Origin of the sequence: Streptomyces sp. NBC_00162 (genome assembly GCF_024611995.1) — a bacterium.
Lineage (GTDB): Bacteria > Actinomycetota > Actinomycetes > Streptomycetales > Streptomycetaceae > Streptomyces.
In genome coordinates this window covers 4,602,310-4,626,751 of sequence record NZ_CP102509.1, presented here as the reverse complement: position 1 = coordinate 4,626,751, position 24,442 = coordinate 4,602,310, and the positions used below count along the sequence as shown (strand labels likewise).

25 protein-coding genes are annotated in these 24,442 nt (G+C 72.5%); 18 read left to right on the top strand and 7 right to left on the bottom strand.

Features of this window, described 5'->3' with window-relative positions; translation table 11 throughout:
- Positions 1 to 100: 100 nt before the first annotated feature.
- The gene (locus JIW86_RS21570; protein WP_257555502.1) at positions 101 to 1,078 is read left to right on the top strand and encodes a potassium channel family protein; all 978 of its coding nucleotides are present in this window, start codon (positions 101 to 103) and stop codon (positions 1,076 to 1,078) included.
- A 419-nt stretch (positions 1,079 to 1,497) separates the two neighbouring features.
- Here JIW86_RS21570 and JIW86_RS21565 read toward each other — a convergent pair whose 3' ends face one another.
- Positions 1,498 to 1,923 carry a hypothetical protein gene (locus JIW86_RS21565; protein ID WP_257555500.1) on the bottom strand — a complete coding sequence of 142 codons (426 nt, stop codon included), beginning with the start codon at positions 1,921 to 1,923 and terminating at the stop codon, positions 1,498 to 1,500.
- Positions 1,924 to 2,134: 211 nt separating this feature from the next.
- Here JIW86_RS21565 and JIW86_RS21560 point away from each other — a divergent pair, with 211 nt between their 5' ends.
- From JIW86_RS21560 to JIW86_RS41450, 6 genes are all read left to right on the top strand, one after another.
- On the top strand, positions 2,135 to 3,532 hold the full coding sequence (locus JIW86_RS21560) for a condensation domain-containing protein (RefSeq protein WP_257555499.1): 1,398 nt from the start codon (positions 2,135 to 2,137) through the stop codon (positions 3,530 to 3,532).
- Positions 3,533 to 3,712: 180 nt separating this feature from the next.
- Positions 3,713 to 3,976, top strand: a complete 264-nt coding sequence (locus JIW86_RS21555; protein ID WP_251065505.1) for a MerR family transcriptional regulator — start codon at positions 3,713 to 3,715, stop codon at positions 3,974 to 3,976.
- A gap of 268 nt (positions 3,977 to 4,244) precedes the next feature.
- Positions 4,245 to 4,448, top strand: a complete 204-nt coding sequence (locus JIW86_RS21550) for a cold-shock protein (RefSeq protein WP_030011983.1) — start codon at positions 4,245 to 4,247, stop codon at positions 4,446 to 4,448.
- A gap of 130 nt (positions 4,449 to 4,578) precedes the next feature.
- Entirely contained in the window at positions 4,579 to 5,985 is a 1,407-nt protein-coding gene (locus JIW86_RS21545; protein WP_257555498.1) for a DEAD/DEAH box helicase, read from the top strand.
- 54 nt (positions 5,986 to 6,039) lie between these two features.
- Positions 6,040 to 6,417 (top strand): hypothetical protein, encoded by a 378-nt coding sequence (locus tag JIW86_RS21540; RefSeq protein WP_215146144.1) that lies wholly within the window; start codon positions 6,040 to 6,042, stop codon positions 6,415 to 6,417.
- A 55-nt stretch (positions 6,418 to 6,472) separates the two neighbouring features.
- Positions 6,473 to 9,745 (top strand): BTAD domain-containing putative transcriptional regulator, encoded by a 3,273-nt coding sequence (locus JIW86_RS41450; protein ID WP_263862068.1) that lies wholly within the window; start codon positions 6,473 to 6,475, stop codon positions 9,743 to 9,745.
- Here JIW86_RS41450 and JIW86_RS21530 read toward each other — a convergent pair.
- Both JIW86_RS21530 and JIW86_RS21525 read right to left on the bottom strand, forming a co-directional pair.
- On the bottom strand, positions 9,729 to 10,520 hold the full coding sequence (locus JIW86_RS21530; RefSeq protein WP_257555497.1) for an ABC transporter permease: 792 nt from the start codon (positions 10,518 to 10,520) through the stop codon (positions 9,729 to 9,731). The two genes, JIW86_RS41450 and JIW86_RS21530, sit on opposite strands and share 17 nt — an antisense overlap.
- On the bottom strand, positions 10,517 to 11,494 hold the full coding sequence (locus JIW86_RS21525; protein WP_257555496.1) for an ATP-binding cassette domain-containing protein: 978 nt from the start codon (positions 11,492 to 11,494) through the stop codon (positions 10,517 to 10,519). Before JIW86_RS21525 ends, JIW86_RS21530 begins: the two co-directional genes overlap by 4 nt.
- 265 nt (positions 11,495 to 11,759) lie before the next feature.
- On the opposite strand from JIW86_RS21525, the gene JIW86_RS21520 reads away from it, so the two are divergent.
- Positions 11,760 to 12,626: a SigB/SigF/SigG family RNA polymerase sigma factor gene (locus JIW86_RS21520; protein ID WP_257555495.1), complete on the top strand. Its 867-nt coding sequence runs from the start codon at positions 11,760 to 11,762 to the stop codon at positions 12,624 to 12,626.
- On the opposite strand, the gene JIW86_RS21515 is transcribed toward JIW86_RS21520, so the two are convergent.
- A complete protein-coding gene (locus JIW86_RS21515) occupies positions 12,623 to 13,045 on the bottom strand; it encodes an ATP-binding protein (protein ID WP_257555494.1) in 423 nt (140 codons plus the stop codon). The genes JIW86_RS21520 and JIW86_RS21515 overlap by 4 nt on opposite strands.
- A 212-nt stretch (positions 13,046 to 13,257) precedes the next feature.
- On the opposite strand from JIW86_RS21515, the gene JIW86_RS21510 reads away from it, so the two are divergent.
- From JIW86_RS21510 to JIW86_RS21485, 6 genes are all read left to right on the top strand, one after another.
- A complete protein-coding gene (locus JIW86_RS21510) occupies positions 13,258 to 14,619 on the top strand; it encodes an aspartate aminotransferase family protein (RefSeq protein ID WP_257555493.1) in 1,362 nt (453 codons plus the stop codon).
- 255 nt (positions 14,620 to 14,874) lie between these two features.
- Positions 14,875 to 15,792 (top strand): factor-independent urate hydroxylase, encoded by a 918-nt coding sequence (pucL, locus tag JIW86_RS21505; RefSeq protein ID WP_215146132.1) that lies wholly within the window; start codon positions 14,875 to 14,877, stop codon positions 15,790 to 15,792.
- A gap of 187 nt (positions 15,793 to 15,979) precedes the next feature.
- Complete coding sequence (locus JIW86_RS21500; RefSeq protein WP_215146131.1) at positions 15,980 to 16,225, top strand: hypothetical protein; 246 nt, start codon at positions 15,980 to 15,982, stop codon at positions 16,223 to 16,225.
- A 264-nt stretch (positions 16,226 to 16,489) separates the two neighbouring features.
- The gene (locus JIW86_RS21495) at positions 16,490 to 17,170 is read left to right on the top strand and encodes a class F sortase (RefSeq protein ID WP_257555492.1); all 681 of its coding nucleotides are present in this window, start codon (positions 16,490 to 16,492) and stop codon (positions 17,168 to 17,170) included.
- Between the two features lie 104 nt (positions 17,171 to 17,274).
- Positions 17,275 to 17,637, top strand: coding sequence for a hypothetical protein (locus JIW86_RS21490; protein ID WP_257555491.1), 363 nt, complete (start codon positions 17,275 to 17,277; stop codon positions 17,635 to 17,637).
- 56 nt (positions 17,638 to 17,693) lie between these two features.
- Positions 17,694 to 17,867, top strand: a complete 174-nt coding sequence (locus tag JIW86_RS21485) for a hypothetical protein (RefSeq protein ID WP_257555490.1) — start codon at positions 17,694 to 17,696, stop codon at positions 17,865 to 17,867.
- 103 nt (positions 17,868 to 17,970) lie between these two features.
- Here JIW86_RS21485 and JIW86_RS21480 read toward each other — a convergent pair whose 3' ends face one another.
- The 3 genes from JIW86_RS21480 to JIW86_RS21470 all read right to left on the bottom strand — a co-directional run bounded on the left by JIW86_RS21480 (position 17,971) and on the right by JIW86_RS21470 (position 19,370).
- Positions 17,971 to 18,384, bottom strand: coding sequence for a hypothetical protein (locus JIW86_RS21480; RefSeq protein WP_257555489.1), 414 nt, complete (start codon positions 18,382 to 18,384; stop codon positions 17,971 to 17,973).
- A gap of 76 nt (positions 18,385 to 18,460) precedes the next feature.
- Positions 18,461 to 18,859, bottom strand: a complete 399-nt coding sequence (locus JIW86_RS21475) for a RidA family protein (RefSeq protein WP_257555488.1) — start codon at positions 18,857 to 18,859, stop codon at positions 18,461 to 18,463.
- 40 nt (positions 18,860 to 18,899) lie between these two features.
- Positions 18,900 to 19,370, bottom strand: a complete 471-nt coding sequence (locus JIW86_RS21470) for an RrF2 family transcriptional regulator (RefSeq protein ID WP_257555487.1) — start codon at positions 19,368 to 19,370, stop codon at positions 18,900 to 18,902.
- A 111-nt stretch (positions 19,371 to 19,481) separates the two neighbouring features.
- On the opposite strand from JIW86_RS21470, the gene JIW86_RS21465 reads away from it, so the two are divergent.
- The 4 genes from JIW86_RS21465 to JIW86_RS21450 all read left to right on the top strand — a co-directional run bounded on the left by JIW86_RS21465 (position 19,482) and on the right by JIW86_RS21450 (position 24,437).
- Positions 19,482 to 20,309: a hypothetical protein gene (locus tag JIW86_RS21465; protein ID WP_257555486.1), complete on the top strand. Its 828-nt coding sequence runs from the start codon at positions 19,482 to 19,484 to the stop codon at positions 20,307 to 20,309.
- 134 nt (positions 20,310 to 20,443) lie between these two features.
- Positions 20,444 to 22,384, top strand: a complete 1,941-nt coding sequence (locus JIW86_RS21460) for an FUSC family protein (RefSeq protein WP_257559385.1) — start codon at positions 20,444 to 20,446, stop codon at positions 22,382 to 22,384.
- Positions 22,385 to 22,464: 80 nt separating this feature from the next.
- The gene (locus JIW86_RS21455) at positions 22,465 to 23,175 is read left to right on the top strand and encodes a hypothetical protein (protein WP_257555485.1); all 711 of its coding nucleotides are present in this window, start codon (positions 22,465 to 22,467) and stop codon (positions 23,173 to 23,175) included.
- Positions 23,163 to 24,437: a sensor histidine kinase gene (locus JIW86_RS21450; RefSeq protein ID WP_257555484.1), complete on the top strand. Its 1,275-nt coding sequence runs from the start codon at positions 23,163 to 23,165 to the stop codon at positions 24,435 to 24,437. The genes JIW86_RS21455 and JIW86_RS21450 overlap by 13 nt, the downstream gene beginning before the upstream one ends.
- Positions 24,438 to 24,442 lie beyond the last annotated feature (5 nt).

Below are 24,442 nucleotides of genomic sequence, written 5' to 3'. Positions count from 1 at the left end.
CCGACGCCTCCACTCGTGCCCAGCTATCACCCGTCCACCACGGTGCGGGACACGGTGGGCGCAACCGAACAGGCCGCCCGACGGCGGTGACCGCCCTTCCGTGGTTGCATCGGGACCGGGACCGGAGGAGGCCGCAGTTCCACCGGGCGACGCGCGAGACCTGCCGGAACCTGTCTCAGCTCGTCTGCGCGGCCGCCGGGCTGGCCGGGAGCTGGACATCGGCCACTTCGCCGACGACACCGGCCGGCTGTGGGTGACGGTCCCCCTGCCCGACTGGGAGCAGTACGTCCGAACGGCCGTCGACGACCTCGTCTTCGCCGCCGCCGGCTCCCCGATGGCACTGCGCGGCATGCGCGACATGCTCACCCGGCTGCTGGAACGGAGCCCTGAGGACCGGCGTGCCGTCGTACGGGACCGGCTCCGGTGGGTCGAACGGACGGGGAGCGAGACGTACCCGCTCGTCTGGACGCCCCACGGGGCGACGCGACCGGAGCCCGCTCCGGTCGCGGGATGGGCTCCGGCCCGTTCTCCTGAAGCCATGGAACGCAACGCAGTCCGGCGGCGCCGACGCGCCGTGGCGGCCCATACGCTCCGGTCGGTGGCCTGGGTGGTCCTGATCACGGCGTTCTACTACCTGACTCCCCTGGACCACGGATTCGGTGTCGCCACCGTCGTCTCGCTCGTGATCGGCCTGGGACTGTTCGGGTGGCTGATCGCCTGGCAGGTCTCGGTCGTCACCCGTGCGGAATATCCGCGGCTGCGGGCGATAGAGGTGCTTGCCACGGCCGTGCCGCTGTTCCTGGTGCTGTTCTCCGCCACGTACTACCTGCTCGCCGGGGGAGTGCCGGGATCGTTCTCGGAGTCGCTGAACCGGACCGACGCGCTCTACTTCACGGTCACGGTGTTCGCAACCGTGGGATTCGGGGACATCGTGCCGACCACAGGGGTCGGCCGCGTGCTGACCACCCTGCAGATGGTCGCCGATCTGATCGTGGTGGGCGTGATCGCCAAGGTCCTCTTCGGCGCGGTACAGATCGGGGTGCGCAGGCGGGAAACGCCCGAGCGGAGTGACCAATGACGGAGTCGCACGTCGGCGGGACCGGGACCGGCCAGGAGGAGCCGGAACTCCTGCGCTCGTCGCCGGAACAGGACCGGTCTGGAGACGGGACAGCTGTCCCTGCCCCTGTCCACCCCGTTCCCCCGCCTGGACGTGACGGACGTCCTGTGGGCGCTGGCGCGTCGCCGCGGCCCTCGCCGCCGCGCTGCACCCCCGGCTGGAGGGGTCCCGGGCGATCGCCGCGTCACGCAGCGGCCCCTCGTACGGACCGTGCTGTGCGCCCTGGGCGCCGCGGCCTGCGCCGCCCTCCACGCGCTGATCACCGGACGGTCGTCCGGCGAGGCACCGCCATGATGCCCGTGGTGATCCTGGCGGCCGTGGTCGCCTCCGTCGTCAGCGAGCTGCTGCCTCCCGGTCGCCGGGTGCCCTTGTAGGGGGTGTCAGCACTTCAGACCGGTGGTGGCGGCCGTCGTGGCCTCGTCCAGCTTCTCGATCTGCGGCTGCAGCGTGGTGCGCGCGTCCTTGCCGGTCGTGTCGCCGGGCAGGTCGTCGTAGGCCTTCTTGAGGTCGTCGGCGGCGGCCTGTACCGCGGAGCGCTCCGCGTCCTTCAGCTTGCCCAGGCTGTCCTTGACGCCGTCCCAGTCCGAGCGCACGGCTTCGTAGGCGTCCTGGACCTGGTCCTTGGTCGCGGTCGCGGGGTTCAGGGCCTTCAGCTTGGCGTTGTCGGCCTTGAGCTCGGTCAGGTCGCTGCAGAGTTCGGTGGCTGCCTGGGTGGCCTCCTCAGCGGGCGAACTGTCGTCGGAACACGCGGCGAGACCGAACGCCACGCTGACGCACAGCACCCCGATCACCGGGAATCGCTTCATGGACGGGCCTTCCTCAAGGAGACAGGTGCGGTCGTGCAGGGGCTATCTGCACTTTTGCCAAAATAGGCATAAAAAAGCACGTTTCGCATCCACGCCGTCACCGCTCGGAGCGGCCGGGCGGCGGGCGGCCGCGTTTCTTTCGGCTCACCCGCCTCGTTGGTCCCGTTGTGCCATGTGAGCGATGCCCAGTGATGCGGAGTGCCCCGTGCGAATGACCGACATCCAGCGTTGCGAGATCCGGGCAGGACGTCTCGTGGAATGGACGCTGCACCCGGCGACGGTCGAGGCGGCGACCGGCTTGTCGGAGGACAGCCGCCCGCCCGCGTACGTACAGGAGTCCCACGTGCGCACGGCGCGCTCGGTACAGGAGGACGGCCTGGTCGTACCGACCTGGCTCGGCGCCGCGTTCGACGTCCCGGGACAGGTCGATCTCGAGGTCCTCCAAGGCGCGCTGCAGGCCTGGACGCTCCGGCACGAGACGCTGCGCAGCGGGTTCCGCTGGGTCGGCGACGACATGCGGCGCTACACCCTGGAGGCCGACGCCGTCGAGCTGCACCGCGAGGACGTCGGCCACTTCGCCGACCCGGTCACGCTGACCCGGTACCTGCAGGACCGGTTCGACGTCGCGGCGAACGCCCTCACCTGGCCGAACTTCATCTACACCGCGGTCGTCAGGGACGCGGGCACGAGCGTCTACATGGCGTTCGACCACAGCAACGTCGACGCGTACTCGATCCAGCGCATCCCCGCCGAGATCCACGCGCTCTACGAGGCGGGCCTCGAGGGCCGCTCCGTGGACACGGCCCCGGTCGCCAGTTACGTCGACTTCTGCGCGACGGAGCGCACGCACGCCGACCTGATCGACGACACGCACGCGATCGTGGCCCGCTGGCGGGAGTTCATCGCCCGGTGCGACGGAAAGCTGCCCAACTTCCCCGTAGACCTCGGTCTCGACCCCCAAGGCCCGCTGCCCACCCAGAAGTTCACGCACGACATGCTCGTGGACGAGGCGGACGCGGCGGCCTTCGAGGCCTACTGCCGTCCGTACGGCGGAAGCCTGATCGGCATCCTCGCGGCCACCGGGCTCATCGTCCGCGAGCTCGCCGGGCAGCAGGTGTACCGCACCGTCGTGCCGTTCCACACCCGGGCGAACTCCCAGTGGTCGGAGTCGGTGGGCTGGTACGTGGGCGGTGCGCCGATCGAGGTCCCGGTGGGGCGGGCGGCGGACTTCGACGACGCGCTGGCGATGGTCCGCTCGGCGCTGCGGGAGAACCGGGCGCTGTCCCGGATGCCGATCGCGCGGGTTCTGCGCCTGCTGGGCTCCGATTTCCGGCCCACCTCTCCGGACCTGTACTCGATCGTCTCCTTCGTCGACGCGCGCGGCATCGCCGGATCGGAGCGGTGGCAGGACCTCAAGGCGTACGGCCTGATCCGGGTCTCGTACGGCGACCAGGTGTGCGCGTGGATCACCCGGATCCACGAGGGCCTGCAGTTCGCCGCCCGCTACCCGGACACCGCCGCCGCCCACGAGAACATGCGGCTGTACGTCGAACGGCTCCGGTCCCTCATCGTCTCGGTGGCGCGCAAGCACGCGGCCGTGGGCGCCTAGACCGGGCGGTACGCGAAAAAGTGGTGTCGGCAGCGCATAACTTCAGAGGCCAATACCGGAGGAAATCTGCCATGGGCGGAGTAGACATGGTCTGCCATCAGGGTTAGCGTCTCTTGAGTGACCTCTGAGAAGTCCCCGCTGGCCGACAGTCTCGACGACGACGACTACCCCGCCTACACGATGGGCCGGGCCGCGGAAATGCTCGGCACCACCCCCGCCTTCCTCCGCGCCCTCGGCGAGGCCCGCCTCATCACTCCGCTCCGTTCGGCGGGCGGTCACCGACGCTACTCCCGCTACCAGTTGCGCATCGCGGCGCGGGCCAGGGAGCTGGTCGACGGCGGCACGCCCGTGGAGGCGGCCTGTCGGATCATCGCACTTGAGGACCAGCTCGACGAAGCCCTCCGGCTGAACGAGGCGATGCGCCGCGGACGCGAAAATTCCTGAATCACCGACATCGCTTATATGACTTCCGCAGACGGTTATCTGTTCCTGCCGGTGCAGAATTAGAAGTTTCCCTGCTCACGGCGCCCCTCTGTGCTACGGTGATCTCAGTTGCAGTTGTGGTTCCCAAAAAACTTACAAGTGCTCTCACCGGATTTTTCGGTGGGCGCTCTTTTTATTTACCGGTGAAGTTTCCGGTCGGGGCAATCATCACGGCGACGCCGGCTTTCGCACAGTGCGATTCCGGGCACTGCCCCAAAGGAGAATTCATATGGCATCTGGCACCGTGAAGTGGTTCAACGCGGAAAAGGGCTTCGGCTTCATCGAGCAGGAGGGCGGCGGCGCTGACGTCTTCGCCCACTACTCGAACATCGCCTCTTCTGGCTTCCGTGAGCTTCAGGAAGGCCAGAAGGTTACCTTCGACGTCACGCAGGGCCAGAAGGGCCCGCAGGCCGAGAACATCGTTCCCGCCTGACGCTGACGCCCACACGCAGCTGGGGCCCGCACCTTCGGGTGCGGGCCCCAGCTTGTTGTTTTCCACGGCTCGTTCTCGCGAATCCCTTCAGGAATTCCTCGATACGCGCCGCATCGAGGAAAGGTTCTGCATGAACCGCACCACCACGCGCACGAACAATCGCCACGCCCCCGCCCGCTCGGGCCACGGCGGCCGCCGGCCCGCCGTACAGCGGGAATTCGCCGTCCCCAAGACGCTCACCCCCGCGCTTCCCGCCGTCGAGGCCTTCGCGGATCTCGACATGCCGGAACCGCTGCTCGCCGCGCTCGGCTCCGAGGGCGTGACCGTGCCCTTCCCGATCCAGGGCGCCACCCTGCCGAACGCCCTCGCGGGCCGTGACGTACTGGGCCGCGGACGGACCGGCTCCGGCAAGACCCTCGCCTTCGGCCTCGCACTGCTGGCCCGTACGGCCGGACAGCGCGCCGAGGCCCGCCAGCCGCTGGCCCTGGTCCTCGTCCCCACCCGCGAGCTGGCCCAGCAGGTCACCGACGCCCTCGCCCCGTACGCCCGCGCCCTGAAGCTCCGTACCGCCACCGTCGTGGGCGGCATGCCCATCGGACGGCAGGCCGGCGCGCTGCGCGGCGGCGCCGAGGTCGTCGTCGCCACACCCGGACGGCTCAAGGACCTCATCGAACGCGGCGACTGCCGGCTGAACCAGGTCGCCATCACCGTCCTGGACGAGGCCGACCAGATGGCCGACATGGGCTTCATGCCGCAGGTCACCGCCCTCCTGGACCAGGTGCGCCCCGAGGGTCAGCGGATGCTCTTCTCCGCGACGCTCGACCGCAACGTGGACCTGCTCGTGCGCCGCTACCTGACCGACCCCGTCGTGCACTCCGTCGACCCCTCGGCCGGCGCGGTCACCACGATGGAGCACCACGTGCTGCACGTCCACGGCGCCGACAAGAACGCCGCCACCACCGAGATCGCGGCCCGCGACGGCCGGGTGATCATGTTCCTGGACACCAAGCACGCCGTCGACCGGCTGACCGAGCACCTGCTGAGCAGCGGTGTACGGGCCGCCGCGCTGCACGGCGGGAAGTCGCAGCCGCAGCGCACCCGCACCCTGACGCAGTTCAAGACCGGACACGTCACCGTCCTGGTCGCGACCAACGTCGCGGCGCGCGGCATCCACGTCGACAACCTCGACCTCGTCGTGAACGTCGACCCGCCGACCGACCCCAAGGACTACCTCCACCGGGGCGGCCGCACCGCCCGCGCCGGCGAGTCCGGCAGCGTCGTCACCCTGGTCACCCCCAACCAGCGGCGCGACATGACCCGCCTGATGGCCGCCGCGGGCATCACCCCGCAGACCACCCAGGTCCGCTCGGGCGAAGAGGCACTGAGCCGCATCACCGGCGCCCAGACGCCCTCCGGCATCCCCGTCACCATCACCTCGCCCCGTCAGGACCGGCCCGTACGCGGCGCCCGCGGCTCCCGCGGCCGGCGCGGCCGCCCCTCCCAGGAGCGCCGCCACGGACCCGGGATGGCGGCCTGAGGCGCTGACCTGGCGCGGCTTCCGATGACGTCCGCGCTTGCTAGAGTCCGGCCCATGTCGACCCCTGACGACCTGCTCATCGATCTCGCTGCCATGGTCGAGTCGGAGCAAACCAATCAGATGTCCTTGACCGTCGTCGTCCACGGCGCCGTCATCACCGGCCGCCTCGCCCCCGAAAGCGTCTGGCGCCAGCGTGTCGCCGAGGTCCTCCAGGACTCGGACCAGCTGGCCCCGTTCGCCGAGGTCTTCAGAGCCTCCGGACCGGCGGGCCGGGCCGCGCCCGCCGCCGGGGCACCCTCGCACCTGCACTTCCACGTGGCGCGCATCCTCCAGGGCACCCTGGGCATCCCCGAGACCGGCGGCATGTACCGGATCGCCCTCGAGGACGTCAGCGCGTGGACGGTCGGGGACTTCAGCTACTCGGACAAATAACTCCCGCCGCCGCACCGCACCCACCCGCCGGACGGGCCTCCCGCAGAATGGCGCCATGCGCATTTCGATGCTGGGGGCCCTGGAGGTACGGGGCGAAGACGGGGGCGGCGTCGGGGTCGGCGGGGCGCGATTGCGGGCCCTGCTGATCCTGCTGGCGCTGGAACCCGGCCGGGTGGTGGCCTCCGAGCTGCTGATCGACGGGATCTGGGAGAGCGATCCCCCGATGGGCGCCGCGAACGCCCTGCAGGGGCTGGTGTCCCGGCTGCGGCGGGCGCTGCCCGGCGTGGAGATCGCATCGCATCCGGCGGGCTACCGCCTCGTCCTCGAACCGGACCAGGTGGACGTGGTCCGCTTCGAGCGGCTGGCCGCGGCCGGACGCGGCGCGCTGGCCGCCGACCCCGGCGAGGCCGCGGCGCTGCTGCGGCAGGCACTCGGGCTGTGGCGCGGGCCGGCGCTGCTGGACGTGGCCGCCTCCGACTTCTTCCGGGCGCCGGTGACCCGGCTCACCGAGCTGCGCATGGCGGTCCTGGAGGACCGCATCGAGGCCGATCTGCGGGTGGGGCGCGGCCGGGAGCTGACCGGCGAGCTGAGCTCCCTGATCGCCGAACACCCCTTGCGGGAAGGGCTCGTCGGTGCGCTGATGCGGGCCCTGGTCGCGGCCGGACGGCCCGCCGAGGCGCTGGCCGCGTACGGCAGGGCGCGCGAGGTCCTCGCCGAGGAACTCGGCGCCGACCCGTCACCGGAGCTGTCGGCGCTGCACACCGCCGTACTGCGCGGCGAGCTGACCGCGCCGCCCGCAGCCGTTCCCGCTTCCGTTCCCGTTCCCCTTGCCGTTCCCGGCCCGGCGGCGGCCGCACCGAAAGCCGCCGGCGCCGCCGACGCCCCGCCGCCGCCGACCAACCTGCGGGCCGCGCTGGCCAGTTTCGTCGGCCGGGACGAGGACCTCGCCGGGGTGGACGCCCTGATCGGCCGGTTCCGGCTCACCACGCTCACCGGGCCGGGCGGCGCCGGCAAGACACGGCTGGCCCTCCAGAGCGCGCGCCCGCTGCTCGGCCGGTTCCCCGACGGCGTCTGGCTGGTGGAGCTGGCGCCGCTGAGCGCGGGGGCCGACGTACCGCAGGCCGTGCTGTCCGCACTGGGCCTGCGGGAGCACGCGCCGGCGGCGGGCGACCCGCTGGACCGGCTCGGCTCGGCGCTGCGCACCCGTACCGCTCTGCTGGTGCTCGACAACTGCGAGCACCTCGTCGAGGCGGCCGCCGCGATGGCCGACCGGCTGCTCGGCGAATGCCCCGGGCTGCGCATCCTGGCGACGAGCCGGGAGCCGCTCGGTCTCACCGGCGAGGCGCTGTGGCCGGTGCGCCCGCTGGCCCTGCCGCCCCAGGGCGCGGACGCGGCCGAGGCCATGTCGTACGAGGCGGTCCGACTGCTGAACGACCGGGCGGCGGCGGCCCGTTCCGACTTCGCGGTCACCGAGGAGACGGCCGCCGAGGTGATCCGGATCTGCCGGGCGCTGGACGGGATGCCGCTCGCCATCGAACTGGCCGCGGCCCGGCTGCGCACGATGAGCGCCGGGCAGCTGGCCGCCCGGCTCGACGACCGGTTCCGGCTGCTGACCGGCGGGGCGCGGACGGCTCCGCGACAGCACCAGACCCTGCGGGCGGTGGTCGACTGGAGCTGGGAGCTGCTCACGGAGGCGGAGCGGGCGCTGCTGCGCCGGCTGGCCGCCTTCCCGGGCGGCGCCACGGTGGAGGCCGCCGAGGGGGTGTGCGCGGGCGGCCCGGTCGAGGCGTACGGCGTACTGGACCTGCTCACCTCGCTCGCCGACAAGTCCCTGCTGGTGACGGCGGGAGACGGGCGCTACCGGATGCTGGAGACGATCCGGGCGTACGGTCTGGAGCGGCTCGCGGAGGCCGGGGAGCAGGAGCGGATCCGGCGGGCGCACGCCGCGTACTTCACGCAGCTGGCGCGGACGGCGGACCCGTACCTGCGCCGGGCCGAGCAGCTGGAGTGGCTCGCGCGGCTCACCGCGGAGCACGACAACCTCAACGCGGCGCTGCGCGGCGCGATCGCGGCGGGCGAGGCGCGGGAGGCCGTACGGCTGGTCGCGGCGGCCGGGTGGTACTGGTGGCTCAGCGGCCACAAGGCGGAGGGCAACGAACTGGCGGGCCGGGCCCTGGCGTTGCCGCTGCCCGCCGGGGAGCCCGAGTCGGCCGAGGACGAGGAGCACCGGGCGCTGGCCTGCGCGCTGGCCGTGCTGTTCGCCACGGCCGGCCTCGGTGACGACAAGCAGACCGCGGACACGCTGCGCCGGGGGCTGCTGCTCGCCGGACGGACGGGCAGCCGGCATCCGGTGGTCCGGTTCATGGAGCCGCTTCAGCGGCTGCTGGGCGGCGAAGGCGAGCGGGGGACCTCGTCGGTGGACGCCTGGGCCGGGCTGCTGGCCGACGAGGACCCGTGGGTACGGGCGCAGGCCCTGCTGGGCGGCGCGCGGACCCGGCTGGGGGAGGGCGGCCGGCCCGCCGAGGCGGAGGCCGAGATCGAGGAGGCCCTGACCGGGTTCCGGGGGGTCGGGGAGCGGTGGGGAATCTCCTTCGCGCTGACCGTACTGGCCGATCTGGTCGCCCAGCGGGGCGACTTCGGCGCGGCGCTGGGGCACTACGAGGAGGCCATCGCGGTGATCGGCGAGATGGGGATCGTCGAGGACCAGCTGCACGCACGGGTCAAGCAGGCCCAGTTGTACTGGCTGGCCGGGGATCCGGCGGCCGCCGCCGCGGCCATGGCGCGGGCGGAGCGGGACGCCCGGGCCGCGGGCTGGCCGGAGGCGCTGGCCACGACGGCGCACGGCCGGGCGGATCTGGCGCGCTGGAGCGGGGAGCCGGCTCAGGCGCGGGCCGATGTGGCACGGGCCCGGGAGGGCATCCGGGGTGTGGCCGTCCACCAGGTGTTCCATGCGCTGCTGCTCGACACCCTCGGCCATCTGGACGCCGCCGAGGGCGAGTTGACGTCGGCAGCCACGCACCGGGCCGAGGCCCTGGGCCTGGCGGTGGGCTCCCTGCACGCCCCGACGGTCGCCCAGGTGCTGGTCGGCGTGGCGGACCAGGCGGTGCGGCTGGACCGGCCGCGGGAGGCGGCGCGGCTGCTGGCGACGGCCCTGGCGGTGCGGGGCGGGCCGGACCGTTCGCGGCCCGACGCGCAGCGGGTGGAGAACGCGGCGCGCGCCGCGCTCGGGGAGAAGTACGAGGAGTACTTCGCCGAGGCGGCGCATCGCGGGAGCGGAGTGGCCATGGAGGACGTACGGGAGCTGGCGCGGGTCACGCTGGGCGGTTGAACAGCTTGTTCGCCCAGAGGCAGGCGGCCGCGGCGATCCCGACGCACCAGGCGACGGCGGCGATCCCGTCGCTGCCGGCCGGGGTGTCCATGAGCAGGGCCCGGATGGTCTCGATGACCGGGGTGAAGGGCTGGTACTCGGCGAAGACGCGGACCACGGTGGGCATCGAGTCGGTGGGGACGAACGCGCTGCCGATGAAGGGCAGGAGGGCCAGCGGCATGACGATGTTGCTGGCGCCTTCGGGGGTCTTGCTGAGCGTGCCGAGCGCGACCGCCAGCCAGGTGACGGCGAAGGTGAGCAGGGCGATCAGGCCGAGCGCGGCGAGCCAGCCGGTGAGGCCCGCGTTCGGGCGGAAGCCCATCAGCAGCGAGAGCCCGATGACGATGCCGACGCTGACCATGGTCTGGATGAAGCTGCCGACCACGTGCCCGACGAGGATCGAGGAGCGGGAGATCGCCATGGTGCGGAAGCGGGCGACGATGCCCTCGGTGAGGTCGGTGCAGACGGAGACCGCGGTGGAGGTGGAGGCGGCGGTCACGGTCATCAGGAGGATGCCGGGGGCCAGGTAATTGATATAGGCGGCGCCCGTGCCGATGCCCGCTGCGAGGGGGCGGCCGAGGACGTAGACGAAGAGGAGCAGGAAGACGACCGGTACGGCGATGGTGCCGATGGAGAGGCCGGGGTAGCGCAGGGCGTGCTTCAGCTGGCGGCGCAGCATGGTGGTGCAGTCGCGGAACAGGTGCTTGGCGGGGGCGGGGGCGGCGTGGGTGGTCATCGCACGGACTCCTTGTCCTGGGTCGGGATGGTCTGCCCGGTCAGGGCGAGGAAGACGTCGTCGAGGTCGGGGGTGTGCACGGTGAGGCCGCCGACCTCGATCGCCTGGGCGTCGAGCCGGTCGAGCAGGGAGCGCAGCGAGCGCACGCCGCCGTCGCTGGGGACGCGGAGGGTGAGGTTCTCCTCGTCGCGGGAGACCTCGCCGAGGGTGCGGGCGGCGCGCTCGAAGCCGGCCGCGTCGGTGAACTCCAGGCGGATGTGCCCGCCCGGGACCAGCCGCTTCAGCTCGTGCGCGGTGCCCTCGGCGACGAGCTTTCCGCCGTCCAGGACGGCGATGCGGTCGGCGAGCTGGTCGGCCTCTTCCAGGTACTGGGTGGTCAGGAAGATGGTGGCCCCGTCGGCGACGAGCCCGCGGATGATCTGCCACATCGCGCGGCGGCTGCGCGGGTCGAGGCCGGTGGTCGGCTCGTCGAGGAAGATGATCTGCGGGCCGCCCATCAGGGTCATCGCCAGGTCGAGGCGGCGCAGCATTCCGCCGGAGAAGGTCATGGCCACCTTCCCGGCCACGTCGGCCAGGTCGAAGGCCTCCAGCAGCTCGGTGGCTCGGCGGCGGCCGGCCGCCTTGCCGAGGTGGCGCAGGTCAGCCATCAGGCGGAGGTTCTCCTCGGCGGTGAGCAGCTTGTCGACCGCCGAGAACTGGCCGGTGACGCCGATGGCGGAGCGTACGGAGTCGGGCGCGGCGGCCAGGTCGTGCCCGGCGACGCGGACCTGGCCGGCGTCGGCGGCGATGAGGGTGGAGAGGATCTGGACGGTGGTGGTCTTCCCGGCGCCGTTCGGGCCGAGCAGGGAGAAGATCGTGCCCGCCGGGACGTGCAGGTCGATGCCGTCGAGGACGGTCTTGTCTCCGTAGGACTTGCGGAGCCCGGTGGCGGCGATGGCCGCCGGCCGGGTCGCGCGGGTCGGGATCTGGGTCATGGTGTCCACTCGTTTCGCGGTCGCTCCGTTGTGATGTCGTCACCATGAGCGGGGGTCCTGACAGACCGCGGAGAGACCGCTGAGAGCCCCTGATAGCCGCTGACAGATCGCTGATACGGGGCGGGATCGCCCCTCGGCCCATGGCAGGCGGTTGGGTGGGTACGCGGTAATTCCGGCGGGTATATCCCCTGAGACAGCGCGAGACAGCGCGACGACGCACCCCCGGGTGTCCCCCCGGGGCCGCTCGTCGGAGGAGCGCAGCGCCATGCACCGTACAGACCTCACAGACGTCGCAACCCACGAGGCCAGGGCCCTCTCCGTGTCCCTGTTCCGGAGGCTGGCCGAGCTGGAGGAGGGCAGCGCTGAGTTCAGTTACGTCCGCAACACCCTGGTCGAGCTGAACCTCAGCCTGGTGAAGTACGCCGCCCGGCGGTTCCGCGGCCGCAGCGAGCCGATGGAGGACATCGTCCAGGTCGGCACGATCGGCCTGATCAAGGCCATCAACCGCTTCGACCCGGAGCGCGGGGTGGAGTTCACCTCGTTCGCGATGCCGACGATCACCGGGGAGATCAAGCGGTTCTTCCGGGACACCAGCTGGGCCGTGAAGGTCCCCCGCCGGCTCCAGGAGCTGCGGATCGACACGGCCAAGGCACACGACGTCCTGGAGCAGGAACTCGGCCGTGAGCCCACGGACGCCGAGCTCGCTAGGCAGCTGGGCGTCACGCCCGAGGAGCTGGCGGAGGGCCGCAAGGCCGCGTCCGCGTACTCCGCGCGCTCCCTGGACGCCCCGGCCCAGGAGGACGGCGACCGGGACTCGGGCGCCGACCCGCCGTCTCTCGGCGAGGAGGAGCCGGCGTACGACCGCATCGAGTGCCTGGAGTCCCTCAAGCCGATCCTGGCCCGCCTGCCCGAGCGGGACCGCACCCTGCTCTCCCTGCGGTTCGGGCAGGAGCTGACGCAGTCCGAGATCGGCGACCGGCTGGGCCTGTCGCAGATGCACGTGTCCCGCCTGCTGACCCGCACCCTGGAGCAGCTGCGCACCGGGCTGCTCACCGACCCCGACGAGGCGGACGGGACGGACGGGACGGACGGGACGGACGACGAGGACAAGGCGGTGCCTGCGGCCGGCTAGGGGGTGTTCTGGGGGCGACCGCCCGCCGGGACCTCCAGCCAGACGGTCTTGCCCGGCCGGCCGTCCTGCGACGGCACCGAGCCCCAGCTGCGCGCGAGCCGTTCCAGCACGATCAGCCCGTGTCCTCCCGGCAGTGCGCGGTCGCCGGGCAGCCGCCGCCTCGGCGGCTCGGGGCTGTCGTCGCTGACCTCCACGCGCAGCCGCTCGGGGCTGTGCCGCAGGACCAGCTCCCGGGGGCCGCCGCCGTGCAGACAGGCGTTGGTGATCACCTCGGAGACCAGCAGCAGCACGTCCTCCACGGACTCGGCCTCCCCCGGCCACTGCCAGTCGGCCAGCGCCTTGCGGGTGAAGTCCCGGCACCGGCCCACGACACCGGTCGTGGCGCCGCCGAGAACGAGCCTCCGCGTCTGCTCGGCCACAGGGCCTCCCGTCTCCGCGCCTCTCCGCGCCGCATGTACCCCTACCCCGGGCTGCCAATCCTAGGGCGGCCGCCGCCGGACACCCCTCCCCTGGAATTTCGCATGTCGGAAACAAAGTTCCGCCATACGATAATTTAAGATCCAATCCGCTCGAGCGCCGTCGACGCCGGAGGCGACCCGCCGTCCACATCCTGGACAACTACGCTCGTTTCATGAACGCAGAAGCTCACGACCTCGCCGCCGCGAAGGACGCTGTGAAAGCCGCCGACCGGAAGCACGTCTTCCACTCCTGGTCGGCGCAGGAACTCATCGACCCGCTCGCCGTCGCCGGGGCCGAGGGATCGTACTTCTGGGACTACGACGGCAACCGCTACCTCGACTTCTCCAGCGCCCTCGTCTACACCAACATCGGGTACCAGCACCCGAAGGTCGCCGCGGCCATCCAGGAGCAGGCGGCGCGGCTCTGCACGGTCGCGCCCGGCTTCGCCGTCGACGTCCGCTCCGAGGCGGCGCGGCTGATCGCCGAGCGCACCCCGGGCGACCTCGACAAGATCTTCTTCACCAACGCCGGGGCCGAGGCCGTCGAGAACGCCGTCCGCATGGCCCGGCTGCACACCGGCCGGCCCAAGGTGCTGTCCGCGTACCGCTCGTACCACGGCGCCACCTCCACCGCGATCAACCTGACCGGTGACGCCCGACGCTTCGGCAACGACACCGCGACCGCAGGCGTCGTGCACTTCTGGGGCCCCTTCGCCTACCGCTCGCCCTTCTACGCGGCCACCGAGGCCGAGGAGTGCGAGCGGGCCCTGCGCCACCTCGAGGACACCATCGTCTTCGAGGGCCCGCAGTCCATCGCCGCGATCATCCTGGAGACCGTCGGCGGCGCCCCGGGCGTCCTCGTGCCCCCGACCGGCTACCTGCCCGGCGTCCGCGCGCTCTGCGACCGCTACGGCATCGTCTTCATCCTCGACGAGATCATGGTCGGCTTCGGGCGCACCGGCAGGTGGTTCGCCTCCGAGCACTGGGACGTCGTCCCCGACCTGCTGTGCTTCGCCAAGGGCGTGACCAGCGGATACGTGCCGCTCGGCGGGGTCGCCATCTCGGCCGCCATCGCCGACACCTTCGCGCGCCGGCCCTACCCGGGCGGGCTGACGTACTCCGGACACGTGCTGGCCTGCGCCGCCGCCGTCGCGACGATCAACGTCATGGAGGAGGAGGGCATCGTCGAGCAGTCCGCCCGCACCGGCGCCGAGCTGCTCGGTCCCGGGCTGCGCGCGCTCGCCGAGCGGCACCCCTCGGTCGGGGAGGTCCGCGGCCTGGGCACCTTCTGGGCTCTGGAACTCGTACGGGACGCGGCGACGCGCGAGCCGCTGGTTCCGTACAACGCCTCCGGGGCGGACAACGCGCCGATGGCCGCCTTCGGGGCCGCCTGCAAGAAGGGCGGGCTCTGGCCGCTCGTCGCCGGCAACCGCATCCACGTCGCACCGGCCTGCAACATCTCGGCGCAGGACGTCGCCAAGGGGCTGGAGATCCTCGACGAGGCCCTCTCGGTCGCGGATGCGCACATGGCCTGACCTGCGGATCTGTGGAGTCGCCCAATCCGTGGGTGCTGGTGTTCGGAGGATCCGTACGGTGGTTAACCCGCCGTACACATGCTGCAATCCGTGAGTACGAACAAGCACCTACGGACCGGGATGCACGTCAGTCCCGGGGCGGTCCTCCGGGGCCGAACGGCGGGGAGCGGGACGCCTTCGGGCGGGCGCTGGACGCCGGGCGTACGGGATCCAGACGACCGGACTCCGTGTTCCCGAAGCCGAAGGAAGACAGGCATGAGCAAGCACGTCCTCGCGCAGAACCAGTACGGCAAGGCCGAGAACCGCATCGTCAAGGTCACCCGCAAGGGCGGCGACGGCTCGTGGCACGAGATCCGCGACCTCAACGTGTCGGTCGCGCTCCGCGGTGAGTTCCGCGACGTCCACCTGACCGGCGACAACGCCAACTGCCTGCCGACCGACACCACCAAGAACACGGTGTACGCCTTCGGCAAGGAACACGGCATCGACTCCCCCGAGGCCTTCGGCATCCTCCTCGCCAAGCACTTCGTCTCCTCTCAGCAGCCGATCCGCGAGGCGCAGATCCGCATCGAGGAGTACGTGTGGGACCGCATCCCGGTCCCGACGCGCAAGGAGCAGCACTCCTTCGTCCGCAAGGGCCAGGAGGTGCGCACCGCACAGATCACGTACAGCGAGACGACGGGCCTCCAGGTCATCTCGGGTCTGAAGGACCTGACGGTGATGAACTCGACCAACTCCGAGTTCCACGGCTACATCAAGGACAAGTACACGACCCTCCAGGAGGCGTACGACCGCATCCTGGCGACCAAGGTCACCGCGCGCTGGGCGCACTCGGCGCTGGCCGCCGACGACGCCTCCTACGACTGGGACCAGTCGTACAAGAAGGTCCGCAAGAACATGCTGGAAGCCTTCGCGGAGACGTACTCGTACTCGCTGCAGCAGACCCTGAACCAGATGGCCGAGCGCGTGCTCGACAACTGCCCCAAGGTCAACGAGGTACGCCTCAACCTCCCCAACAAGCACCACTTCCTCGTCGACCTGGAGCCCTTCGGCCTCAAGAACGACAACGAGGTCTACTTCGCGGCGGACCGGATGTACGGCCTCATCGAGGGCACCGTCCACCGCGACGGCGTGCAGCCGGTGATCGCCACCTCCGACTGGATCGTCGCGTAACACCTTCCGTTTGCCGCTCCGTTCGGCCCGGACCGCGTCGCGGGGTCCGGGCCGCTGCGCTGCGTGGACGAGTTCCAGCCGCCCTTCCGGTTCTCTAGCCGAAACGGGCCCTTGTGCCGATCGCCGCAGCCAAGAAGGCTGTGCAGCCGACGATCTGACGACGAGTGGACGAGGGGGCCGGTAGTTCATGCCGACGGCGATCAGGGAATGGCGGGGCTGGACGGGCGCTGCCCCCTTCTGGCTGAACTCCTTCCTGCTGCTCCTGGCCCCTTTCACCGCCGTCACACTCTTCGGCCAGATCGGCGTGATCGCGGCCCTGGCCGCGCTGGGCGGCCTGGCCCGCCACCTGTGGTCCGGCGACTACGGCCACCCGGCGGTCCACCTCGCGGCGGTCCTGATGGGCGTGGCGACGGCGACGCTGGTCACGACCTGACGTCGACCGCCGTCCACCGGCGGCCGCTCGTGGCGCTGGTGGCGCTCGTGGCGCTCGTGCGCATCCCACCCGTTCGGGCGTACGGTGCTCCATCCCCGGGGCTCGGTGGCCGGACCGGCCGCCAGCTGGGAAAACGCCGGGATCATTTAGCGACACGCCCGTGACGTTCCGTCAGTCTCCCGTGTTTCACCGGGTGCCGGCGGGCAGAGGAGGTATCCACTGCTCACATGACCCGGCCGCCCGAGCCGGACCGGAGGGACTCGCATGCCCCGCGCCAAGTCGGTCGTCACCGCGCTGACGGTGGTTCTGCTGGCCACCGGGATCGGGGCGCTGCAACGCACCGAGGGCGCCGCCCCCGCGGCCGCGACCACCGACGACGCACTGCCCTCGCGGGCGCTGGGACTGTCCGACCACCGGCGTCTGGCCCGGCAGCGGGAGCATGCCGGTGAGCACGTCCCCGGGCACGGCGCACGGTCGCCGAGGACGGCCGCGGGCCCGTTGCGGCCGGTCACCGGACCCCTGCGGGCCGCACGGCCGCTGCGGCTGCGCGTCCCGAGCCTGGGCATCGACGTTCCGGTGACCGGCTCGCCCGACGGAACCGGGAGGACCGGCGCGACCGGCTCGACCGGCTCGACCGACCGTCCCGACGGGACCGACGGGAACGACGGCCGGGACGAAGCCTCCTGGCAGACCGGCGGACCGGCACCCGGGTCGGCCGGAACCGCCGTGATCAGCGGAGCCGGCCTGGACCTCGCCGGGCTTCAGCGGGGCCGGACCGTCGAGATCTCCCGCGACGACGGCCGGACGGCCGTGTTCACCGTCATCCGGCTCTCCCCGGGCGCGTCCGGCGGCCGCGAGGACCGGGCCGGACGGTCCCAACTGCGCCTGGTCGGCGGCGAAACCGCCGTACTGGCCCGGCTGACGGGGCAGCGCCGGGGCCGCTGACCCGCCCGCCCCGTGTCGGCCGTGGGGCCGTCTTCGTTCCGCCGGTCGGGGGCTTCTGGGCACCCGGCCGGGAGTCGCCCGGCGTGTCGGGGCACACCCCTCGCATGAGCGGGAGGCGATGCGCGCGCACGGCCCTGGCCAGGGCCCTGACCCAGGCCCTGACGGCGGCCTGCGTCGTGCTGCTGTGCGTGTTCGGCGCCGGTCCGGCCGCGGCGACGGTCGCCGAGTCCCGGCCCTCCTCCACCGCCCCCGCCGAGCCCACCGAGGGACAGTCCGATCCGGCCGCCGAACCCGAGGCGCGGGCCGCCGTACGGTCGCTGCCGCGCGGGGTGCCCGGCGTACGGCGGACTCCCGTGCCGGTGTTTCACGTGAAACATCCGGACCGGCCCGTGGCCGCGCCCGTGTGGCGGACGGCCGGACCGGCGCTGTCCGCACGGACGGTGCGGAGTGTGGTCCTGCGCTGCTGAGCGGGCCGAAGCCCCGTAGCAGCGCAGTCCCCCCCTGAGCACCGTGAGGTTCCGCCATGCCCATCGACCCGTACGCCGCCCTGAACGCCATGATCCGCGCCGAGGCCGCCCGGTTCACGCCGCCGGTACGCCAGAGCGCCGACCCGGCCGCGTCACAGAAGACCCCGGCCTCGGCCGCCGAGCCCGAGAGCGAACCGCAGCAGCCCGCCCCCGCGGACTCCGCCGCGTAGGCATGAAAGAGCACCGGTTCCCGCGCCCTCGGCAACGGAGAGTGGTCAGGTGAGGTTCGACCACGGGCACGGGAACCGGTGCGACCCACAGTTTCCGCGGGACTCAGTCCTCGCGCGTGTAGTACCGGTAGAACGCGGTCGCCCCGACGCCGATGCCGACGAAGAGACCGACGACGGTCGACTTGAGCACGCTGGAGTTGGTCAGGCTGTGCAGGTAGCCCGCGGCGATGCCGGTGAAGGCTCCGTACGCGGTGGCGTGGACCTCGCGCATCAGCCGGGGACCGACCTGGTGGAGGGCGAACATGATGCCGGCGAAGATCGCGCCGCACAGGATCCCGTAGAAGACGTTGCCCGCGTCCACCGGGCCCATCTGGCGCTTGATGAAAGCGGCCCAGACCCCGTAGACGAGACCGGCGAGCAGGGCCCGCACGAGGGCGTTCCTGGCGGTGTGGTCCGTGGCCGCCGCGGTCGGGCGGTGGTGGTACCGCCGGGAGGCGGTGGGTGCCGCATGTGCCATGACGGGCTCCTCTCTCCCATCATCCAGGGCACACCCGCCGCCCCCGACCGGCAAGTGGATCAACCGCCCGGGCCGGTCAGGCGGGGCGCACCGCCACCGCGTCGACCTCGAAGAGCATGCCGGGCAGGGCGAGCGCGGCCACCCCGATCAGGGTCTGCGCGGGCAGCTCGGTGCCCCAGGTGGCGTCCAGCTCCTTGAGGAGGACCGCCAGCTTCCGCTCGTCGTGGCCGACGATGTACGTGCCGATGCGGACCACGTCGGCCGGGCCGAGGCCGACGGCGGCGAGGGCGGTGCGGAGGTTGGCGAAGGCCTGCGCGACCTGGTCGGCGAAGTCCTCGGAGACCACGTGACCGCTGTCGTCGGAGCCGTACTGGCCGGCTATGAAGACCTGCTCGCCGGGGGCGGACACGATGTGGCTGTAGCCGTAGCCGGTCGGGGTGTGGAGTCCTGCCGGGTTGATGATGCTGCGCGTCATGCCGAGCTCCTTGGCTTCCGATTCCGTACGTGTGGTGTGACTACTGCGCGGCGAGCCAGGCGCGGAGCCGCTCCGGGGCCTCGGGGGCCTGACGTTCGGCCTGTTGCCGGATCTCGTCGAGGTCCTGCGCCGCCAGGGCCTTGCGCCAGGCCAGTTCGGCCCGGGTCATGGCGTGCGCGATGGCGCACTCGGCGGCCGCCCCCTGCTCCGAACGCCCGGGCCCCTGCTGCCGGATCTCCGCGCACCGGAAGGCCTCCTCGGGACCCTCGACGGCGGCGACCACGTCCATGAGCGAGATGGCGGCGAGCGGGCGGGCCAGCCGGAAGCCGCCGCGGGGGCCGGGGGCGGAGGTGACGATGCCCGCCCGGGCCAGCGCCTGGAGCTGCTTGTTCAGGTAGGCCGCGGGCAGGTCGTGCCACGCGGCCAGCCGCGCCGCCGACACTGCCCGGTCCGGTCCGCTCCACGCGAGGTTGACGCAGCTGTGCAGCGCCCACTCGACGCCCTCGCTCATCCTCATATCCTGGATATTAAATGTCCAGGATCTTCAACCGCAAGGGCGCCGCGCCACCCACCCGCAGCAACACCGCTCGCGCCGGGTCCCGCCCCGGCATTCCCTGGTGACGTGCGCACCATCCTGTCGGCGGTACTGATCGCGCTCGTGGCCCTCCTGGTGCCCGCGAGCGCCGTCGCGTACTGGGCCGACCGCGAGCTGGGCGACGCCGACCGCTACACCGCCGCCATGTCCCCGCTCGCCGGAAACCCCGCCGTCCAGGGCGTCGTGGTCACCCAGGCCACCCGCGCCCTCGCCGGACAGATCGACGCGGGCCCCTTCCAGAGCGGGGTCGACGCCCTGCTCGGCGAAGCCCTGGGCTCCTTCGCCGGCACCCCCGCCTACCGCACCGCCTGGGACGCGGCCAACCGCGCCGCCCACGCCGCCTTCGTCGAGGCACTCACCACCGGCCACGGAGACGCCGTCACCATCGACCTCGCGCCCGTCATCGCCCAGGTCAAGGGGGAACTCGTCGCCGACGGCGTGCCGTTCGCCGACCGCATCCCGGTGACCCACATATCCGTCAAGGTCATGGAGTACGACAACCTCGGCGCGCTCCGGAAGGGTTTCCGCATGCTCCAGATCGCCGGCGTCTGGCTCCCCGTGCTGACCGTGGTGCTGGCCGCGGCCGCCATCGCGGTCGCCGTCCGCCGCCGGCAGGCCGTGATGGCCACCGGGCTGGGACTCGCCGCCGGGGCCGCCCTGCTGTGGATCGCCGTGAGCGTCTGCCGCCGGATCACGCTGGACGATCTGCCGGCCGACATCGACCGGCAGGCCGCCGGAGCGGTGTACGACGCGCTCACCGCGTTCCTGCGCACCACCGCCTGGGTGGTGCTGGCGATCGGGCTCGCCGCCGCGCTCGGCGCCTGGCTGACGGGCCGACTGCGCCGCACCCCATAAGCTCGGAAGGTACCAACGTACGCAGAACGACGCAGAAGAGCCCAGAAGAACCGATTCGCGAGCGGCGGCACGGAAGCGGAATGAGCACCGAACGCACCGAACACATACCGTCCGGGCGAGACCGGCACCATCCGATGGCCCCGCCCGCCTGGCTGCTCAAAGGGCTGCGGCCGAGCAGCGCGCCGATCCCCTGGGCCGCCGTGGCGCGCGCGGCGGTCGCGCTGTCCGCCCCGCTCGCCGTCGGATTCGCCCTGGACGAGCCCGAGTACGGCGCGCTCGTGTCCATGGGCGCACTGTCCGGGGTCATCAGCGACACCGCCGACGCCTACCGGATGCGGATCCTGAACATCGCCGTTCCGCAGCTCTTCGGCGCCGTGGGCGTGGCAGTGGGCACCCTGGTCTTCGGACACGGCTGGCTGGCCGTCGGCGTCCTCACCCTCGTCGCCCTGGTCTCCGGGATGATCTCCTCGATCGGCACGGTCGCCTCCGTCTCCGGGCTGCTGCTCCTGCTCAACGCCGTGATCGGCGCCGGACTGCCGCTGCCGCAGCCCTGGTGGACGGCCCCCCTGCTGCTGAGCGCGGGCGGGCTGTTCGTGCTCGCGCTGTCCCTGCTGGGCTGGCCGCTGCGCGGCCGCCTGCCGGAGCGCACGGCCGTCGCCGCCACCTACCGGGCCCTGGCCGACTCCCTCGAGGCCGCGGGCGGACCCGGCCCCGTCTACGAGGAGCGCCGCCAGCAGGTCACCCAGTCCCTGAACCAGGCCTACGACCTGGTGCTGGGCCGACGTGCCCGGGTGCACGGGCGCAGCCCCTCGCTGGTGCGGATGCTGGCCCAGCTCAACGTGGTGATCCCGCTGGTGGAAGCCGCCCCCGCCGCACACCTGCGCGGCCGACCGCTGCCGCCCGAGATCCCGGCGTCCGTACGGGACCTGGCCGACGCCGTCGAAGAGGGCCGCACCGGAACCCCCGTACTCGAGCTGCCCGCACCGCACACCCCGGCCGAGCGGGCCGTCGACTCGGCCCTGCGGCACGCGGCGGCCATCGTGTACCTCCCCGAACCCGATCTGCACAACGTCGACGACCGGCTCGGCCGGCCGGCCGCCCTGCGGGTCCGGGCCCGGCGCGCGGTGCGCGACACCATGTTCTCCGAGGCCTCCTGGCGGTACGGACTGCGGCTCGCGCTGTGCATCGGGCTCGCGCAGTCGCTCGTCTCCGTGATCGAGGTCGAGCGGTCCTACTGGGTCGCGCTGACCGTCACCTTCGTCCTCAAGCCCGACTTCGGCTCGGTGTTCTCGCGGGCCGTGCTGCGCGCGGTCGGCACCGCGGCCGGGCTGGTCGTCGCCGCCGCCGTGCTGGCCGAGGTGCCGCGGGGCTGGTGGGACGTGCCGGTGATGATGGTGCTCGCCGCGCTGATCCCCGCCTTCTCGGTCAAGGGGTACGCCTTCCAGACCGCCGCGATCACCCCGGTGATCCTGCTGCTCTCGGACCAGCTCAACCACGAGGGCTTCGACCTGATCCGGCCGCGCCTGCTGGACAGTCTGATCGGCTGCGCCATCGCCCTCGTCGCGGGCTACGTGCTGTGGCCGGAGAGCTGGCACACCCGGATCGGGGACCGGCTCGCCGACACCGTGGACGACGCCGCCCGGTACGTCGAGCGGGCCTTCGCGCCGGTCGCGGACGAGGCCGCGCTCGCGGCGGCGCGCACCGCCCGCGTGCACGCCAGGCGGCGGATCTACCGGGACCTGTCTGGCGTGCGCAGCGAGTTCCAGCGGGCCCTGACCGAGCCCCCGCCGACGGGGGCCCGGGCCGCCGCCTGGTGGCCGCTCGTGGTGGCCGTCGAGCGCATCGTGGACGCGACCACCGCCGCCCGGGTCCGGGTCAACCACGGGGCGGAGCCGCCCGTCGCGGGCGAGGTGGAGGGGATCGTGCGGCAGCTGCGCGAACTGGCCGAGCGGGTGCGCAGCAGCACGACCCCGGTACGGGTCGACGCAGAGCCGGAGGGCGAGCAGTCGAGGGTCCTCGCCCCGGTCCACCAGGAGATCGCCGCGGCCCTCGCCATCGCCCACCCGGGGCGCTGACCCTAGGGCGTGTCCGGGACGGGTCCCCCGAACGGCCCATCGGCCGGGCCGCGGCCCACCCGGCGGGAGAGCATCGGTACATGCACCGCGCCCCGGTCGTGATGGTCCTCGCCGCCGCCCTGGCGGCCACCGCCGGGTGCGCCGACGTGGAGGGCCTGCACAGCCAGGGCGACCTCGGCACGGTGCACGCCCCGAAGACCCTGTGGAAGGACATCCGGCCCGCCCCGCCGGGCCCCGGCCAGCAGCCGGGGACGGCCGCCGTGGTGCCGGGGCTCCCCAAGGCGCCGGGGCCGAGCATGCGCGGCGTGGACGCGCTGGCCGTCGTACGCGCCGACATCACCGCCGCCACCGCACAGGACGGCGGGACCGGCAGGCTCGTCGATCCCCGGGCGGTGCAGCGGCTCGCGCTCTGCACACAGGCTGTGGACGGCGGCCCCGACTGCCCGGTGCGCCCCGGAGTGCTGCACGACCTGACGGGCAACGGCCGGGAGGAACTGATCACCGCCCTGGACATCGACGGCCGGCTCAGCGAACTGCGCGTCTACACCGTCCGGGACGACGGCTCCATAACCCGGGTGCTGTCCCGGCGGGCGGTGCTGGAGGGCGTGGAGGTGGCCGCCGAGCACCTCGCGGTGCGTGAGCCCACCTCGAACCCGAAGTACGTGGCCGTCTCCGACTACGAGTGGGACCCCAGGGCCGGGGTCATGAACCTTTCGCAGCTGACCCTCGACGAGTGCCCGGCCGTCACGGACGTGCCCCTGAGCGGGGACGGGTCGCGATGCGCGCGTTGAGCAGCCTGCGCTGGAAGATCGCCCTGACCACCACGGCAGTGTGCTGCATGGTCGCCGCCGCGCTCGGGATTTTGGTGCACAACGTGGTCGCCCGGCAGATCGTCGGGGAGGTCCGCACGAAGGCGGACGCGGAGCTGGACCACGCCCTCGGCCACTACGAGTACGGCACCTCCCACGGCGACGTGAACGTCGCCCTGGACCCGCCCGGCCTGCCGGAGCGGCTGCGCGAGCTGGTCGCGCGCGGGGACACCGGCAGCATGGTCGGCCACCGCGGGGACGAGCCGGTCATGTGGGCGGCCGCACCGGCCGACGAGCAAACCCTGGCGATCTGGATCCCGTACGGGAACACCCGCGACCGGCTGCGGGACATCGACACGGCGATCCTCGCCTCCTCGATCATCGCGGCCGGTGCGGTCGCGCTGGCCGGCCTGTTCCTCGCCGACCGGATCAGCCGGCGGCTCGCGACCACGGCCGCCGTGGCCCGCCGGATCAGCGCCGGGGACCTGGACGCGCGGGTGGGTCTCCCGGCCGACGACGGTGGTGGGGGTGGGGACGACCGGCGGCCGGCCCGCTCCCGGGACGAGGTACGGGACGTGGCGCAGGCGCTGGACTCGATGGCCGGGTCACTCCAGGACCGGCTGGAGGCGGAGAAACGGTTCACCGCGGATGTGGCGCACGAACTGCGCACCCCGCTCACGGGCTCGCTCGCCGCGGCGGCGCTGCTGCCGGCGGGCCGCCCCAAGGAAATGATCAACGACCGGCTCAAGGCCTTGCACCTGCTCACCGAGGACCTGCTGGAGATCTCCCGGCTGGACTCCGGCGTCGAACGGGCCGAACTCGCCCGGGTGGAGCTGGGCCGGGCGGTACGCCGGGCGGTCACCGGGAGCGGGCGGGACGCGACGGTACGGGTGGTCCGGGACGCTGTGGTGCTCACCGACCGGCGCCGCCTGGACCGGATCCTGGCCAACCTGCTGGTCAACTCCCACAAGCACGGCCGGCCGCCGGTCGAGGTGACCGTGGAGGGCCCGGTGGTGGCGGTCCGCGACCACGGCCCCGGATATCCGTCCGAGCTGATCGAGCAGGGCCCTCAGCGGTTCCGCACCGGAGACCCGGGGCGCGGCCGGGGCCACGGGCTGGGGCTGACGATCGTGGCCGGCCAGGCGGCCGTGCTGGAGATCGAGCTGACCTTCGCCAACGCGCCCGGCGGGGGCGCGGTGACCACCCTCAGGCTGCCCGTCGGACGGCTGCCGGAAGCGAGTTGACCGGC